Source organism: Bacteroidia bacterium, from assembly GCA_020852255.1.
Classification (GTDB): domain Bacteria; phylum Bacteroidota; class Bacteroidia; order JADZBD01; family JADZBD01; genus JADZBD01.
On the sequence record JADZBD010000016.1, the window covers coordinates 327,416 to 345,152 of the forward strand.

At 47.1% G+C, this 17,737-nt stretch carries 13 protein-coding genes; 11 read left to right on the forward strand and 2 right to left on the reverse strand.

Annotated features, from left to right (window positions below; genetic code table 11):
• Positions 1-57 precede the first annotated feature (57 nt).
• A complete protein-coding gene (alaS, locus tag IT233_10080; GenBank protein MCC7302979.1) occupies positions 58-2,715 on the forward strand; it encodes an alanine--tRNA ligase in 2,658 nt (885 codons plus the stop codon).
• Here the strand turns inward: alaS and IT233_10085 are convergent.
• Both IT233_10085 and IT233_10090 read right to left on the reverse strand, forming a co-directional pair.
• The gene (locus tag IT233_10085; protein ID MCC7302980.1) at positions 2,712-3,773 is read right to left on the reverse strand and encodes a hypothetical protein; all 1,062 of its coding nucleotides are present in this window, start codon (positions 3,771-3,773) and stop codon (positions 2,712-2,714) included. The two genes, alaS and IT233_10085, sit on opposite strands and share 4 nt — an antisense overlap.
• A gap of 66 nt (positions 3,774-3,839) precedes the next feature.
• Positions 3,840-4,910, reverse strand: a complete 1,071-nt coding sequence (locus IT233_10090; protein MCC7302981.1) for a T9SS type A sorting domain-containing protein — start codon at positions 4,908-4,910, stop codon at positions 3,840-3,842.
• 341 nt (positions 4,911-5,251) lie between these two features.
• Between IT233_10090 and IT233_10095 the strand changes: the two genes are divergently transcribed.
• From IT233_10095 to IT233_10140, 10 genes are all read left to right on the forward strand, one after another.
• A complete protein-coding gene (locus IT233_10095; GenBank protein ID MCC7302982.1) occupies positions 5,252-6,232 on the forward strand; it encodes a type IX secretion system membrane protein PorP/SprF in 981 nt (326 codons plus the stop codon).
• 54 nt (positions 6,233-6,286) lie between these two features.
• Entirely contained in the window at positions 6,287-8,338 is a 2,052-nt protein-coding gene (locus IT233_10100; GenBank protein MCC7302983.1) for an HDIG domain-containing protein, read from the forward strand.
• Between the two features lie 107 nt (positions 8,339-8,445).
• Entirely contained in the window at positions 8,446-9,693 is a 1,248-nt protein-coding gene (gene rocD / locus IT233_10105) for an ornithine--oxo-acid transaminase (protein ID MCC7302984.1), read from the forward strand.
• A 4-nt stretch (positions 9,694-9,697) separates the two neighbouring features.
• Positions 9,698-10,027 carry a hypothetical protein gene (locus IT233_10110; GenBank protein MCC7302985.1) on the forward strand — a complete coding sequence of 110 codons (330 nt, stop codon included), beginning with the start codon at positions 9,698-9,700 and terminating at the stop codon, positions 10,025-10,027.
• A 33-nt stretch (positions 10,028-10,060) separates the two neighbouring features.
• Positions 10,061-12,007, forward strand: coding sequence for a tetratricopeptide repeat protein (locus IT233_10115; protein MCC7302986.1), 1,947 nt, complete (start codon positions 10,061-10,063; stop codon positions 12,005-12,007).
• Entirely contained in the window at positions 12,004-13,320 is a 1,317-nt protein-coding gene (locus IT233_10120) for an amino acid permease (GenBank protein ID MCC7302987.1), read from the forward strand. Before IT233_10115 ends, IT233_10120 begins: the two co-directional genes overlap by 4 nt.
• Before the next feature lie 30 nt (positions 13,321-13,350).
• Entirely contained in the window at positions 13,351-14,616 is a 1,266-nt protein-coding gene (locus IT233_10125; GenBank protein ID MCC7302988.1) for a hypothetical protein, read from the forward strand.
• 53 nt (positions 14,617-14,669) lie between these two features.
• Positions 14,670-15,008 carry a MerR family transcriptional regulator gene (locus IT233_10130; protein MCC7302989.1) on the forward strand — a complete coding sequence of 113 codons (339 nt, stop codon included), beginning with the start codon at positions 14,670-14,672 and terminating at the stop codon, positions 15,006-15,008.
• Between the two features lie 58 nt (positions 15,009-15,066).
• Positions 15,067-16,707, forward strand: coding sequence for an L-glutamate gamma-semialdehyde dehydrogenase (gene pruA, locus IT233_10135; GenBank protein MCC7302990.1), 1,641 nt, complete (start codon positions 15,067-15,069; stop codon positions 16,705-16,707).
• A gap of 205 nt (positions 16,708-16,912) precedes the next feature.
• The gene (locus IT233_10140; protein MCC7302991.1) at positions 16,913-17,293 is read left to right on the forward strand and encodes a GxxExxY protein; all 381 of its coding nucleotides are present in this window, start codon (positions 16,913-16,915) and stop codon (positions 17,291-17,293) included.
• The last annotated feature ends 444 nt before the right edge of the window (positions 17,294-17,737 follow it).

The following is a 17,737-nucleotide window of genomic DNA, read 5'->3' on the forward strand; positions in this document are numbered from 1 at the left end:
AGTGTTCATCCCGCATGACCCTGTCCTGCGGGATGTTTTTTTACCTTTGCTTCCCTGATGAATTCTGTAAAAGTACGGGAGCAGTTCCTATCGTTTTTTAAAAGCAAGGCACACGAGATCGTCCCTTCCGCCCCGCTTGTGGTGAAAGACGATCCCACCCTGCTTTTTACCAATGCCGGTATGAACCAGTTCAAAGATTGGTTTCTGGGCAACAGCACCCCGAAATTCAAGCGTGTGGCTGATACCCAGAAATGCCTGCGGGTTTCCGGAAAGCACAATGATCTGGAAGAAGTGGGTGTAGATACCTACCATCACACCCTGTTTGAAATGCTGGGGAATTGGAGCTTTGGAGATTACTTTAAGAAAGAAGCTATTGAGTGGTCATGGGAACTGCTGACAAAGGTATATGGCATCCCGGCAGAACAATTGTACGTAACGGTTTTTGAAGGAAGCAAAGCAGATAACCTGGCATTTGACCAGGAGGCGTTTGACGCGTGGAAAAAATGGATCCCTGAAGAACGCATCCTGAAGGGAAATAAAAAAGATAACTTCTGGGAAATGGGAGATGCCGGCCCATGCGGTCCTTGTTCTGAGATCCACGTGGATATCCGGGATGCAGCTGAACGAAAGAAAGGCGATGGTGCCAAACTGGTCAATAGCGGTCACCCACAGGTTATTGAAATCTGGAACAATGTGTTCATGGAATTCAACCGGAAATCCGACGGCAGCCTGGAGAAGTTACCTGCCCGGCACGTAGATACAGGAATGGGGTTCGAACGGCTTTGTATGGTTTTGCAGGGGAAACAGTCTTCCTACGATACCGATGTGTTCCAGCCGCTGATTAAAAAAGTTGAAGATCTCAGCGGTCTGCGTTACAAACCGGCGGACACTTCCCGTACGGCCGAAATAGTGAACATTGGGATGCGTGTGATCGCAGATCACATCCGTGCCATTTCCTTTGCCATTGCCGACGGACAATTGCCTTCCAATACCGGAGCAGGCTATGTTATCCGGCGAATCCTCCGGCGCGCGGTACGGTACGGATATCAGAGTCTGGGACTGAAGGAAGCCTTTCTTCACCGTTTGGTTCCCGTGCTCTCCCATCAGATGGGAGACGCTTTTCCTGAACTGAATGTTCAAAAAGTTCTCATTGAAAAAGTGATCAGGGAAGAGGAAATTTCCTTCTTTAAAACACTGGAAAACGGATTAAAGAAGATTGACCAGGTATGTATTGACCTTGTGAACAAGAAAGAAAGTCAGGTTGACGGGAAGACCGTATTTGAACTGTACGACACGTATGGATTTCCCGTAGATCTTACAGCCCTCATTGCCCGGGGGTACGAACTGAAAATTGACGAAAAGGGCTTTACAGGTGAACTGGATAAGCAGAAAAAACGCTCCAGAGAAGCAACGAATATAGATACCGGAGACTGGGATCTTAAAAAGGAATTTGAACCAACTGTTTTTGTTGGGTATAGTCAAGATCAAGCAGAAAGCCAGATTATACAAATGCGTACGGGCTCCAATAAAAAAGGGGTGTTTCAGCACATTGTCCTTGACAAAACACCTTTTTATGCAGAGTCAGGGGGTCAAGTTGGAGACACAGGAAAATTAATTGTTCAAGCGGATGATGGGGCTACCGTGCAAATCATTGACGTTATTGATGTCAAAAAAGAAAATAATCTTTTAATACACATCACAGCTCCTATACATATTCCTTTCCCTCACAAAAAGATTATTTCAGTTATTGATTCCTCAAGACGAAATGAGATCAAAAAAAATCACAGTGCCACTCACCTTCTGCATGCCGCATTAAGAAAAGTTCTCGGAACCCACGTAGAACAAAAAGGGTCGCTTGTGAATGAGGAGCATCTGCGGTTTGATTTTACCCACTTTTCAAAATTAACAGATGAGGAAATTCAAAACGTGCAGCGCCTGGTCAATACGATGATCCGGAAGAATGTGCGTGTTATGACTGAAGAAATGCCGCTTGAGAAGGCAAAGCAAACCGGTGCCATGGCTTTATTCGGCGAAAAATACGGAGATAGTGTGCGAGTAGTGACCATGGACAAAGATTATTCCATAGAACTCTGCGGCGGAACTCATGTGAATGCCACCGGGGAGATCGGATTCTTTAAGATCACTTCTGAATCTGCTATCGCTGCCGGTATCCGGAGGATAGAGGCTATCACCTCCGAGAAGTCAGAGGAATATGTGCAACAGCATCTTGATCTCATTCATAAGATCAGGGAAGTTCTGGGGAATTCCATTGACCCGCTTAAATCCATCACTGAACTCCGGACCTCGCATGCCGAGCTGAAGAAACAGGTGGAATCATTCACTGCTCAGAAAGCTAATCAGATAAAGAAGGATCTAAGATCCAGGATTAAGAACCAGGCAGGAATTCAACTTCTTGTAGAAAGGATTGATCTTGATTCTGCAGACGCTGTTAAAAACATTGCCTTTGAATTTAAAGACACAGAGAAAAACATGATGATAGTACTCGGGGGTATTATCAAAGGAAAACCATCCCTCACGGTTGCCATTTCCGAAGATCTGGTTAAAGCCAAAAATCTGAATGCCGGCACCATTGTTCGTGAACTGGCCAAAGAAATCCAGGGTGGCGGAGGCGGACAACCCTTTTATGCCACCGCGGGAGGAACGGATACGAACGGACTGGAGAAGGCACTGGCGAAGGCGCGGCAGTTATTCTAATTCTTCAGAAACTTCACTGTTCGGTTGCCCGACCGCGCACAGTAAATACCGGGAGCAAGGTTCGACAGGTAAATCAAGCCGTCGGAAGAATATCCCTGCAATAGTTCCTTACCCTGAATATCCACCAATAAAATGTCTGCTCCCGGTTGGATGTACAGGACGGAACGGTCAGAATCGAAGTGAATCAGGTTCTCATCAGAAGAAACATCTCCGGTTCCTACAAGTGAAGGCATTACAGTGATCATAATATCCCTGCTCATGGATCCCACCAGAACACTGTTCTGGTATTCACTGATCTTCAACCCAAAAACAGATATCTGTCCGCAAAGGGTAGGGTGAAGAAAAATATCCCCGTTAGCTGTGTTCAGGCTAATTGGCGTTTGCGTAGTAAGAAACTGGGAGAAAGTATAAGGATTCGTGTAGGTTACCGTTCCTGAGGCTGTCCAGCAGCTCATCCCATCGTCCCAGGGCGTATAGAATGAATAGACCAGCGAATCTCCGTCAGCATCGCTGGCAGTTTGAGTGAAAGAAAGAGCCTGGTTACAGCAGGCATAAGCTACAGGGAGGGCGGAAATAACCGGACTGGAGTTAACAGGAGAAGGGGAATTATTCAGTGTGGCTCTAACATTCATTCCCATAGAAAGCGGGTTATTAATAGTAGTAATAGATCCGCTGCGGCAACAGATCTCTGTATAGAATGTCCAGTCGGAGCAAGCTTGTAACGAAAAAGTATCAGCGAACACGAACTCTCTTATACCCGGGTCGGGGCCGTTGGAACACATGGAATTGGGCCAGGCACAAGCGGGAAACACGGGAGTACCTCCCGGATTAAGAACCGGTAATGTCATAGATAAAAAAGTTACATTGCAGGAAGGGGCGCAGCCGTTCACAAACACCTGATTGATCTGAATGGTGCTGCTGCAGTCAACCCAGTATTTAACCTGGAAACGGTAATTGCTGCCACCCACGTATTTGTAAGTCAGTTCACTTCCCACCACATGCGTGGCGGTGATGCTGAGTCCTGTAAGCACAAAAACAATGAGGAATAAAGAACGCATAAGAGAGAAATTTACACAAAGTTAAACAAACGAAAAAGATATAACAATTGAAAGTTGACCTACTCATTATTTGATCAGAAATTTGAACTGGATATCTCCTGAACGAAAAAAATACATTCCCGGATTCATGAATCCAAGGTCTATTTCAGCTTCATTTCCGATTGTCTTTACCAATGCTAATCTTCCGGCGGTGTCGTATATCTCAATGATCTTGTCCTTTAATACTTCGAGTCCGACTAAAATATTGCTTTCGTCATCCAACCAAATCAGTTGATTCGGGTACTGAGGAATCTCTTCTCCGAGAATAAGGGGGGTCACCAAAATGCTCACATCCCGCGTCATAATCCCAACCAGGTTCCCTCCCCTGTACTCATTAATCTGTATTCCAAATACAGAACTTTCACCACAAACCGTAGGATGCAGGAACAAATCTCCATTCCCCGCATTTAATGTAATCGGTGTTTGTGTGGTTATAAACTGCTGGTAAGTAAACGGAGGAGCATAGGTAATCGTATTGGAAGGAATCATACAGGTCATGCCATCTGTCCAGGGATGATACAGAGAATATACAATGGAATCCCCATCAGGCTCATTGGAGATTTGAGGATACGTATGCGCAAGATTGCAACATGCATAGGTCACCGGGAGGGAAGTAATAGCCGGAGCTGAATTATCCGGTGCTACCTGCGCATTCAGCATGGCCCGAACGTTCATCCCGGTTGTCAAAGGATTTGTGATATTGGTAATCGCGCCGTTCCGGCAGCATAGTTCAGTGAAAAATGTATAATCAGGGCAATTGCTTAAAGAAACAGTTCCACCGAATGTGTATTCCCTGATTCCTGCATCCGGGCCGCTTACACATACTGAATTCGGCCAGGAACAATACGGAAAAACAGGGGTACCTCCAGGATTGAGCACAGGAAGAGCATACGAATTATTAAAACTACATGTAAAGGAGCATACCCTCATCATGACACTCGTAATGGGAGCGGAGGGGGCACAATCCACCCAGTATTTCACTCTGAAATAATACTGATTATTTCCAAGTCCGCTATAGGTGATCTCACTTCCCACCACATGCGTGGCGGTGACGCTGAATCCTGTCAGCGCAAAAACAATGAGGAATAAAGAACGCATAACTATGTATTTGGTACAAAGCTAAGAAAATGCCGGACAAGTATCAATCAAACAGGATTCATGATGCCTGTCATAAAAAAAGCGACCCGGAGGCCGCTCAAATGTTCTCACAACGGAAAAATCTATTGCAGTTACCTCCAGAATGCACACACTGACCCTATACTTATCACGCATAATTTTTTGTGTTATCAGTCGGTCAAAGATACAGTGCCCCCGCTGATCAGTGCACCTACGCACCTGGATTTCTGAACCGGCAATGAATCACTTTGAAATGATTGCCAGGATATTCCAAAGGGGCGGTAACCTTTCTACCTATACCCGTTATATTTTAAAACAAGCTTATGAAACACCTCGTTCTTTTTATAATGCTGGGGCCGGCACTGGCTTTTTCCCAGCAGGATGCTCAATTCACTCAATTCCATCGCGATCGCTTGGCTTTTAACCCCGGGCATTCAGGAATGAGCGGCATGCGCTGTTTTGGTATGCATTCCCGCTCGCAGTGGTTGGGATTTCCGGGAGCGCCAAAAACATACACCGCCTGGTTGAATGCCTATATTCCCGCCTTGAACAGCGGCATAGCGTTGCGGCTGACGCGCGATCTCCTGGGGTTTGAACGCAACAACCGGCTGCAGCTAATGTTTGCCAGACATTTTACAATAGGCAGGGGGCGCCTGGGTGCCGGAGCCGGCCTGAACCTCATTCAAAAAACACTGTCCGGCGACTGGATCGCCACCGACGGTACAGGTGGAGATCTCTCCATACCCGCCCCGCGTATTTCGGACTGGCTCACCGGAGCCGATGCAGGAATATGGTACCACGGAGCAAGGGTTTACGCCGGTCTCTCCACTACTCAGGTTACGGGAGGTACTTTCACAGAAGGTCACGTACGCTATACTGCCACCCGGCATTACTTTGCCTCAACCGGAGCCCGGTTCTTTATTCCTGCAAACCGCGACCTTGAAGTACGAATGCATTTCCTGGGAAAAAGCGATGGCGTGAGCACATCAACGGACCTGACGTTGGAGATATGGTGGCGTTCTCAGTTTTACGCCGGAGGCGGATGCAGGCCGGGCGATGCCCTTCTGATCACTGCGGGAGCGCGAATCGGTGCGTTCAGCATCGGTTATTCCTATGATGTAACCGGGTCGGCTCTCCGGAACCACTCGTCCAATACCCATGAACTCAGTATCCGCTATTGTCATCCCATAACCATACGCTGTAAATGCCGCTCCACGGATAATCCCAGGAAAATGTGGGGCGACCGTACTTCCCGGCACGGCCGATGCAGCGCTTCGGCAGTCTCCTTCAACACAGACTGGTGAACAAACAGGGAATTCCTCTTAATATGCTTTCCGGGGAATAGTTAATTTCGGTCTGTGAAAAAGTGGATGGAATTTCTCCGCGACCGGCACGAAATGCTTTTCAAAGCATTTCTGCTGGTATTCTCCATTAGCTTCCTTGTTTATCTGTTACCCCGGGAGGCCAAATTCCGTTATGAGATCTCCAACCTTGCAGGAAAGGCCTGGCCGTACGAAAACCTCATCGCTCCGTTTGATTTTCCCATCCTGAAAGATCCGGATCTGGTAAAAAAGGAAAAACAGGAGGCCATTTCCTCTGCCCTTCCCGTTTTCCGGAAAGAGAACCAGGGTAATAAAAATGCGGAGGACTTCCGGCTGGCAGTGAGCAATGGGCCATTGGCCGAAGATCTGAAACCGCAGGAAGTGAACTTACTTTCCGCACTCATTGATTCTGTTCACCGTGCCGGCATCCTCCTGCTCCCCGATTCACTTGCCGCTAAAAGCACACCTGAAACCCGTATCATGGTGCTTACCGGAAACTTCGCAATGGAGAATTCCGTTGGCGAATTCTTTACGATCCGGACTGCGGCCGATTACCTGGCCAACCGTCTCCCATCCGGAATCCGGAACCGGGATGAGATTCTGGATCTCATGGAAGATCACCTTTCACATACCATCCTTTATGACGCGGAAACCACAGAAAAATTCCTGCGCGACGCACTGGCGCAGGTATCGCCAACCGCCGGAGGAATCATGAAGGGCCAGAGCATCATTGATCGCGGCGATCTTGTAACAAAAGACAAGGTGCTGGCCCTGCAGTCGCTGAAAGCCGAATATGAAAAACAATCCGGCACCAGCAGCAGTGTGCTGTTTATCCTCGGTGGTCAGTCACTGGCCGTTGTTATTCTGCTGACACTGCTGGCCGCTTTTATCATTCTTTTCCGGAAAGATATTTATGCCAATACGAACAAAATATTTTTCATCCTCCTGCTTTTACTTCTCATGACCCTGATGACCCGCATTACTATTCATTACGACTTACTGCATTATTACCTGCTTCCCTACTGCATCATCCCGGTCATTATCCGCACATTTTACGATACCCGGCTTGCACTCTTTGTGCATCTCGTGACCATCCTCATGATCTCTCTGATGCTGCCGGCCCCGTATGAATTCCTTTTCATACAGTTCAGCGCAGGAACCGCTGCCATTTTCAGCATTGTAAGTATGCGCAAACGCTCCCAGATCTTTATTTCTTCAGCGGTTATCTTCACCAGCTACTGTGCATCCTACGTAGCCATGTCGTGGCTGCACGACTCCGGTATCCAGGGACTCACTACCGATCACTTCATTTCCTTTGTCGTAAGTTCTTCCCTCACGCTCTTTTCCTACCCGTTGATCTATGTCTTTGAACGAAGTTTCGGATTTGTATCCGACGTAACGCTGTTGGAGATCTCCGATACCAATAGCCCGCTCCTGAGAGAACTCGCATCCAAAGCTCCCGGAACTTTTCAGCATAGCCTGCAGGTGGCAGATATAGCAGAGGAAATTGTACGTGAGATCGGCGGAAATACACTGCTGGCACGCACCGGCGCGCTGTATCACGACATAGGAAAAATGGAAATGCCCCTGTTCTTTATTGAGAACCAAACCACGCAGGTGAATCCGCACGAGGACCTTGATTTTGAGGAAAGCGCACGGATTATCATTTCCCATGTTATCCGCGGCGTAGAACGGGCACGGAAACAGGGCATTCCCGACGTGGTCATTGATTTTATACGTACGCATCACGGAACCACCACTACCGGATTCTTCTTCCGGTCGTACCGAATCAACAACCCGGAAGGTACTGCAACGGAAAAAGATTTTCAGTACCCCGGCCCTCTTCCCTATTCCAAAGAAACGGCCGCCGTTATGCTTGCCGACTCAGTGGAGGCATCGGCCCGTGCCATGAAAAAACACGATTCCGAGGCACTGGATGAGCACGTTGAACATATTGTAAACGGGCTCATCTCCCAGCACCAGTTTATGAATGCTGACATCACCTTCCGTGATATTACCGTAATTAAAAAGATCCTTAAAAAGAAACTCGGAAATATTTATCATCAAAGACTGGAGTATCCGAGATGATGAATTGTAGCCATCTTTCGTTTCAGCACCCGCAACTTCAGCGGTGTGATGTGGAGATGTGAAAAGGAAGATCTTCAGGTTTCTTACTTTTTTCGTATATTTATAGAATGAAAACGATAGAAAAAGCCGTGGATAAGTCAATGAAATTCATAGACTTAGAAAATGATTATGGTGCGCATAATTACCATCCCGTACCCGTTGTTATAGAACGGGGTGAGGGCGTATTTGTCTGGGATGTGAATGGAAAGAAATATTTCGATTTTCTCTCGGCTTATTCCGCCGTAAACCAGGGCCATTGTCATCCCCGCATCATCCGGACTTTTGTAGAACAGGCAAAAAAACTCACACTCACCTCACGTGCATTTTATAACGATTGCCTGGGGGAGTATGAAAAGTTTATCACACACTACTTCGGTTACCACAAGGTGCTCCCAATGAACACCGGAGCAGAAGGTGTTGAAACGGCAATCAAGCTGGCGAGGCGGTGGGGCTATGAGAAAAAGAATATTCCGGATCAGCAGGCTAAGATTGTGGTTTGTGAAGGGAACTTTCACGGACGTACTATCACCATCGTTTCCCTTTCTACAGATCCTGATTCCAGAGGAAATTTCGGTCCCTACACCCCGGGCATTATTCAGATTCCGTACAATAATGTAGCGGCTCTTGAAAAAGTGCTCAGCGCGGATCCCACGATCGCAGGATTTTTAGTAGAACCGATCCAGGGAGAAGCAGGTGTAGTGATTCCGGATGATGGATACCTGAAAGCTTGTTATGACCTCTGCAAAAAGCACAACGTTCTGTTTATTGCCGATGAGATACAGAGTGGATTAGGCAGGGTTGGAAAGCGTTTAGCCTGCGATCATGAACATGTGCGACCGGATATTCTCATTCTTGGAAAGGCCCTTTCCGGAGGAACCATGCCGGTTTCTGCAATCCTCGCTGACGACGAGATCATGCTGTGCATTAAGCCCGGGCAACATGGATCTACCTATGGAGGAAATCCCCTCGCCTGTAAGGTAGCCATAGAGTCCATTAACGTGCTGGAAGAAGAAAACATGATCGGCAATGCTGAAAGGCTGGGCAAAATTTTATCGGAAGAACTGAAAAAGATCCGATCCTCCAATCCGTCTCTTGTAAAAGAAGTGCGCTCCAGAGGATTGTGGGCCGCCATGGTGATCAATGAAAAACCCGACCGGGGCGCATGGGAAATATGCCTTGAGTTAATGGAAAAAGGGTTGTTGGCAAAACCTACTCATGGCGACACGATCAGGTTTGCGCCTCCGCTTTGTATCACTGAGGCACAATTGTTGGAGTGTCTGTCAATTATTAAGTCGGTAATAAGAAATAAAGTCTGATCCTATGTATACAAAAATGATATTAACCGTGATCGCAGTAGCGCTTGTTACCCTTGTGATCCAAAATTTTTCAGAATCAAAAGTGGCTGATGCCGCATCCGTTCATGAACTGAATCAACTTTCGGTAAATGCCGACGGAACCCTGAATGTTCGCCTGGTGGAAACCGATGTGAATATCAAAAGCATCGGAGGCAGCTCGGTGTACGGTGCCATTCCTGTGAATTTGAAAGAACTCAATGGAAGCAGCATCTCCAGCTATGGTATTCCGGTGAACATAGAGAGCATTAATGGCTCTTCCGTTTACGATGCCATTCCCGTGAAAACCAAGCAATAAGCTGGATTTCATTTCTTTCCTTACTTTAGAGGAATGCTCCGGCGGACCCTCCTCTTCATCCTGCTGATTCCCGCTATTCTGCAGTCACAAAACGTGTTTGTAGACAGTCTGGAAAAAGTACTGAAACACGCCAAAGATTCGCAGCGTGTGGTAATACTTTCTCTTCTTACCGCTGAGCTCAGCACACAGAATCCAACCAAAGCAGAGATGTATTCTGCGGAAAGTTACGGGCTTGCCAAAAAACTCAACATTCCTTCCTTAATTATCAAATCGGCTATTTCCAGGGGCACGATAATGAATATCCGCGCTGATCATGCCGGCGCCTTACAAGTAATGCTCGATGCACTGAAAGTGGCAGAGAAATACAATGATAAGTCCGGAATCGTTTCCTGCCTTTCTGCTGCGGGATACTGCTATCACCGGATGAGCGACTGGAAGACCTCCCTTCAGTTCTTTCATAAAGCGCTAGTATATAAGGACTATGCGGATAAACGCACGCTTGGGAACCTTTACAACAACATTGGAAATTCGCTCTTCTATCTTAAGGAACTGGACTCCGCCCGGTACTACCACGAGAAAGCCCTGGATATACGCACATTGAACAACGACATGCGTGGGATCTCCTACTCTCTGAATAACATCGGACTTATCCACAACGATAAAAAAGAATACGACCAGGCGATTGATTTTTTCATCCGGTCGCTCGTTATCAAAGAAAAGATCGGCGAAAAGAAAGGAATCGCCAGCGGAAATATCAACATCGCCGACGTATACCGGAATCAGGGGAAATTTGAAAAAGCCGTTAAATACGCCGAAAAAGGTATCCAATATGCCGATGAGGTGGGAGCGCTGGATTTTCTCATCAGCGGGTATGATGTGGCAGCCCGCTCCTGCGAGGGGTTGGGCAACCATAAAAAAGCTTCCGAATACCTTCATAAGCTGATCCTTCTCAAAGACAGCCTGGTGAACATGAATTCTGCTAAGAAAATGGCCGAAATGAAAGCCCAGTATGAGAGCGAAAAGCAGCAGGAGCAAATTGCATTAAAAGAAGAACTGATTCAAACACAAGATCATAAAATATCCCAGCAAAAACTTTTCATCTGGATTGCCTCGTTGGGCGTATTCACTTTGCTCGCGCTCGTATTTTTCAATTACAGGAACTACAGGAAGAAGCAGGAGCTGTTTAACAAGCTTGCGCAAAGCAATGAAGTGATCGAACGGAAGAACAAAGACATCACCGATTCCATTCGATATGCTTTACGCATTCAGAATGCCATTCTTCCCGATCAGCGGGTGCTCGGGTCGCAGATGCCTGACCATTTCATTTATTATAACCCCCGTGATATTGTCAGTGGCGACTTTTACTGGTTCCACCATTTCGGTCCTGTCACCCTCCTGGCTTCGGCCGATTGCACCGGACACGGAGTACCCGGCGCCTTTATGAGCATGATCTGCGTTCAGCTGCTGAATCAAACAGTCGGTGACACCAACATCACCTCCCCTGAACAGGCCCTGGGTGTTTTGGATTCCGGAGTAAAAAAAGCCCTTAGCCAAAGCGGCCTGGATGAGTCATCCGACGGGATGGATATTGCCCTTTGCGCCATTCACACAGACAAAATGAGATTGCAGTATGCCGGTGCCTTCCGGCCCCTCTACCTCGTCCGCAACGGTGAGTTTTACGAATACAAGGCGAATAAATTTTCTATCGGCGGACATGTGGACCGAAGCAAGTCGTTCAAAGGCCATGAGATCAATCTGCAGAAAGGCGACTGCATCTACATGTTCACGGATGGTTATGCAGATCAGTTCGGAGGACAGGAAGGAAAAAAATTCATGATGCGAAATTTTAAAAAACTTATTAAGGAAATCTGGTCAAGGCCCATGCAGGAACAACACCGCATCCTTCATGAAACATTCAGTAATTGGAAAGGAACGTTCGACCAGGTAGATGATGTTTTAGTTTTGGGTGTGCGCATATGAAAAAGATTTCCCTTTTTACAGCTACTTCCCTGGTGATCGCGAATATGATTGGTACCGGGGTATTCACCAGCCTCGGGTTTCAGCTCTTTGACATTCAATCTCCATTTGCGATTTTGCTTTTGTGGATTACCGGAGGGTTGCTTGCCCTATGCGGAGCCTTATGCTATGCAGAACTTGGATCGGCCCTGCCGCGCTCGGGCAGTGAGTACCACTATCTGTCGCACATCTATCATCCGGTGGTGGGTTTTATGTCGGGATTCATTTCCATCACGGTCGGATTTGCAGCTCCGGTGGCCCTTGCAGCAATGGCACTGGGAGGGTACGCGCACCAGGTTTTTCCCGGTCTTGAACCCACTTATGTGGCAGCCGGCGTCATTTTATTGCTCACTGCCATACATGCCACCAGCGTTAAAACCGGCAGCGGGGTGCAAAATATATTCACCGTAGCGAAGATCCTGCTTATCCTCTTCATCATTATTGCCGGCTTTTCATCCGACGCACGTGCGGGCATATCCATCCTTCCCGTGGAGGGAAGTTCTTCCGAAATTCTTTCGGCAGGTTTCGCCGGAGCGCTCTACTGGGTATCCTACTCCTACTCCGGCTGGAATGCCTCGGCCTACATCGCAGGAGAAATAGAAGACGTTCAGCGTAACCTCCCCAAGTCCTTGCTGAGAGGAACCCTCTTTGTTACCATTCTTTATGTGCTTCTCAACTTTATTTTCCTTTACACCACTCCGGCCGATGCCATGCGCGGACAGATGGAAGTAGGATACGTGGCGGCCGGATCCATTTTTGGTGCCGATGGAGCCCGAATCGTCGGGATGATTATTTCAATCCTGCTCGTTTCCTCTGTAAGTTCTATGGTAATGGTCGGGCCGAGGGTAGCAATGGTGATGGGAGAGGATACCCGCAGCCTGAAAGTACTTGCTACCAAATCATCCCAGGGCATTCCATGGATCGCCGTTCTGCTTCAGTCGGGCATAGCCTTGCTGCTGGTTTTTACCGCCTCCTTTACATCGGTCCTGGATTATATAGGGTTTACACTCAACGTGTTCACTTTTCTTACCGTGCTGGGACTCATCCTCCTCCGCATCAGAGAACCGCATCTCCATCGCCCGTTTAAAGTCTGGGCGTTCCCCTTACCCCCGGCGCTCTTTCTACTTATCACCGGTTGGATTCTATACTATGGTCTCGAACGTAAACCAACAGAATCCCTGATTGGTCTCGGAACCATTGCAGCAGGTGCCCTTATCTACTTTATTGATTACCTTCGCAGATCAAAATTTAAACCGAAAAAGAACACGATTGCTTAAATACCCATGACTTTCCCTTTATGTGCCGCAATGGCACGAATACCCCTCCTCACAAGCGTAATATTTCTTGTACTTGTTTCCTGCGAACCGGCAGAACAAGTTTCTCCGTTACCCGGAACATCTATTGAAACGCCGGACAGTGTACCCGCTGTACAAACAGACAGCATGCCTTTACCGGCTATCCGTTTCGACCCTATTTATGATCAGGTCGCCTCTTATCTCTGCGGACTTCCGGTGCTATCCGGCTCACTCGATAAGAAACTTACCACGGCCGCCGAATGGAAGAGCTACGCACAGCGGTCATCATCCAGATGGAAACAATACGACAGCACCAGGGTTATACCACAGATAAGCTGGCGCAACCGCGAACTTAAGGAGTTGAACACCCGTTGTGAAAAACTGTTTTATCCGTTCTCCGGTCCTGATATTCTGAACGCAAACGTTTTCTTTCCTGACGCAAAAGAATATATACTTGTCGGGCTGGAACCGGTAGGAACAGTACCCTTCATTGGAAGGGACACAATAGATACCCTCGCGAATTATTTCCGATCGGTAGAAACATCGCTCTTTTCCATTTTAAAATTCAGTTTCTTTCGAACCATTGCCATGAAATCAGATCTTCATAAAGATCAGGTGAACGGCACCATTCCACTCCTGATGATTTTTCTTAAATCAAGAAAAAATGAGATCATCAGCATTAATAAAATGAGTATTGACGCCACGGGAAAACTGAGCGAAAAAGGCAGAATACCGGGGGTGGAGATCCGGTTCCGGAAAGACAGTCTTCATCCGGTACAAACCATGTACTATTTTTCTACTGACCTGTCGAACGGAGGACTGCTGGAGAACTGGAAAGAGTTTAAACTTTTTCTGGATGGGATGGGAAGAGTGAACACTTATTTAAAATCCGCTTCCTATCTCATGCACAATGCCTTCTTTTCCACCATCCGCGAAACTATTCTCCGTCAAAGCGAATATATACTGCAGGACGATTCCGGCATCCCTTACTACTATTTTGATGCAAAAAGCTGGGATATTCACCTCTACGGAAAATACAAAGGCACGATCCCCCTGTTTTCCGAAGAATACCAGCAGGATTACCAGGATGCATTTGTTGCAGACTCCGTGGCCGGAAAACTGAGCCCTCTGCCATTTGGCATTGGCTACAAGTGGAAAGGAGGCGAATCCAATCTGCTTCTGGCCAGCCGTAAAGCAAATTCAACACTCGTGATTCCGGCGCAGATTAAAAAAGACCCAAAGGAGAAGGGGCAAAAGTCAAAGGTTCCGGGAGAATGAACGCTTCTTTTAAGTATATTTAATCTCAATCTTGGCTCCTGATAAATCCGCCAATGCCGTATAAAGAAAAAGCAACCGAAAAACTATTCTACACCATCGGCGAGGTGGCAAAGATGTTCGCCGTAAACACCTCTCTGATTCGTTTTTGGGAAAAGGAATTCGACGTGATTCGTCCGCAGAAAAACAAGAAAGGGGATCGCCTGTTCACGAAATCCGATATTGACAATTTCAGGGTCATATTCCATCTTGTAAAGGAGCGAGGCTATACCCTCCAGGGGGCGAGAGAAAAACTCAAACGAAGCAAAGACGAGACGATTGCAAATGTGGAAGTAGTAAAATCACTGGAGCACATCAAAGGATTTTTACTGGAGCTTAAAGAAGGGCTCGGGTAAAAGCAGAAATTCAGATAGAACCGTATAAAATGTAAATTAGGGTCCAAAACAAGACACCATGCCAAAAGGAGTATTTTCCGTACCGCCACCTGTTAACGAAACGGTCAAATCCTATGCCCCCGGCACTCCGGAACGCAAGGAATTGCAGGCTATGCTTAAACGCCTTCGAGCAAAAAAAACCGATGTGCCCATGTATATCGGAGGGAAAGAAGTACGGGGAGAGAATAAACAGAGAATGTCTCCGCCGCATGACCATAAACACACCTTAGGCTATTTTCATAAAAGTGATAAAAAGCATGTACAACAAGCAATTGCCGCTGCTCTGCGTGCCAAACCGAAATGGGCAGCATTGGGCTGGGAGCACAGGGCTGCCATCTTTTTAAAAGCTGCCGATCTCATTGCAGGTCCGTTCAGGGCAAAACTGAATGCAGCAACCATGCTTGCGCAAAGTAAAAATGCCTACCAGGCTGAAATTGATTCCGCATGTGAGATCATCGACTTTTTGCGCTTTAATGTGTATTACATGCAGGAAATCTATAAGGAGCAGCCGGGATCCAATCCGGGAATGTGGAATCGCTTAGAGTGGCGCCCCCTGGAAGGATTCATCTATGCGCTTACACCGTTCAACTTTACAGCCATTGCAGGCAATCTTCCCACCTCCTGCGCGATGATGGGAAATGTGGTGGTTTGGAAACCCAGCAACACCCAGGTATATTCTGCGAATGTACTCATGGAGATATTTAATGAAGCAGGTCTACCAGACGGTGTGATTAACCTGATCTATCCCTCCGGTCCGGATGCCGCCGAAGTGGTCTTCAATCACCCCGATTTTGCAGGAATACATTTTACCGGAAGCACTGAAGTATTTCAGAATATCTGGCAAACCATCGGAAACAATATCCATAAATACAGATCTTATCCCCGGATTGTTGGAGAAACAGGCGGGAAAGATTTTATACTGGCTCATCCCACCGCACATGCTGCAGCTGTTGCTACAGCCATTTCTCGCGGAGCTTTTGAATATCAGGGACAAAAATGCTCGGCGGCTTCCCGCGCATATATTCCTTCCAATCTCTGGCCTGCAGTGAAGGAACAAGTGCTGAAAGACCTGAAGTCGATGAAAATGGGCCCCACCGAAGACTTTACAAACTTTATCAATGCAGTAATTGATGAAAAGTCGTTTGACAAGCTGCACAGTTACATCAAACAAGCAAAGAAAGCAAAACGTGCAAAGATCATAGCCGGAGGCAAATGTGATAAATCCAAAGGATACTTTATTGAGCCTACCATCATTCAAACCACCGATCCGAACTATGTAACCATGTGTGAAGAGTTATTCGGCCCGGTACTGACTGTTTATGTGTATGATGAGAAGCAATTTGATCAAACCTTAAAGGTGGTTGACGGTACGTCAAATTATGCGCTCACCGGCGCTATCTTAGCTCAGGACCGTTATGCTATTGAGCATGCAACGAAAAAACTTTCTAACGCTGCCGGAAACTTTTACATCAATGACAAGCCCACCGGTGCTGTAGTAGGGCAACAACCTTTTGGAGGCGCCAGAGGGTCGGGGACCAACGACAAAGCTGGAGCGAAGATCAATCTGCTGCGCTGGGTTTCGCCGCGTACCATTAAAGAAACATTTGTTCCTCCGGTGGATTACAGGTATCCGTTTTTACAGAAAGATCAGCAGGTTTAACGCAAAGCTCGCAAACAGCGCGGATACGCATCCCTGATATCCTTTCATCTGGTTCTAAATTAGAGAAAGATCAGCAGGTTTAACGCAAAGCCCGCAGAGAACTCGCAAAGTGCGCGGATACGCATCCCTGATATCCTTTCATCTGGTTCTAAATTAGAGCCGCATCTTTGATTGTCATGTGAACTTTCTTTGAGAATTTCGCTACATGACAGAAAATGACATCTCTTATACCGTTATCGGTTGCTCCATGGAGATTCACCGCCATCTGGGACCGGGCTTGCTGGAATCCGTGTACGAGAACACCTTGGCATTTGAACTTCGGACAGCGGGACTGGAAGTAAAACAACAACCCTCACTGCCGGTAGTGTATAAAGACGTCCGTCTTGATTCAGGATATAGATTAGATCTTCTGGTGAACAACAAAGTGATCGTTGAAATAAAATCCGTCGAGGTGCTGGCACCACTTCATCATGCGCAACTGCTTACCTACTTGCGTCTTTCAGGCCATAAGCTAGGCCTGTTGATAAATTTCAATACTGTGGTGTTAAAAACCGGAGTTACGAGGATTGTCAACAACCTGCAATAGTGAGGCGCATTCCCATGATGTTCATTTCTCTGATTGGCATCTCTCAAACTTTAACGCAAAGAACGCGGAGGTTACGCTAAGGACGCAAAGAAAAAGCATAATCTTTCGTCCCCTCTGCGAAACCTTTGCGTCCTCTGCCTGGAACCACTGATTAGACCCGCGGAGATAACATTACGCAAAGAAAGAAACATAATTCTCCGTCCCCTCTGCAAAACCTTTGCGTCCTCTGCCTGGAACCTCTGATTAGACCCGCGGAGATAACATTACGCAAAGAAAGAAACATAATTCTCCGTCCCCTCTGCGAAACCTTTGCGTCCTCTGCTTGGAACCACTGATTAGACCCGCGGAGATAACATTACGCAAAGAAAGAAACATAATTCTCCGTCCCCTCTGCGAAACCTTTGCGTCCTCTGCTTGGAACCACTGATTAGACCCGCGGAGATA